This is a genomic window from Prevotella sp. CAG:592 (assembly GCF_000436015.1).
GTDB classification, from domain to species: domain Bacteria; phylum Bacteroidota; class Bacteroidia; order Bacteroidales; family Bacteroidaceae; genus Prevotella; species Prevotella pectinovora.
The window spans coordinates 2,012-2,244 of record NZ_FR892622.1 but is presented as its reverse complement, the minus strand read 5'-3'; the positions used below and the strand labels follow the sequence as shown (position 1 = coordinate 2,244).

Below are 233 nucleotides of genomic sequence, written 5' to 3'. Positions count from 1 at the left end.
CACGGTAGTTTCTTCGAGCAGAAGAGTACTCTTTCAAGCAACATTTACTATGTAGGAAAGATTGGCAAGCTCGGCATCGATTTCAATGCCGACTGGCTTTGGTCGAAGAATAACGAGGACGTTGTTACAAAAGAACAATATCAGGAAGTGGGGATGGACGCACAGAGCCAGACGGTTCATAGCCTTACTGACAAGAAATATCGTTTGTTGGCTTCCAAGTTGGTGCTTTCTTA

General features: G+C 44.2%; 1 protein-coding gene. It reads left to right on the top strand.

Going from position 1 to position 233, the window contains the following annotated elements:
- Nucleotides 1–233, top strand: a 233-nt coding sequence (locus QVO99_RS08875; protein WP_288177104.1) for a hypothetical protein, incomplete at both ends; no start/stop codon positions are given.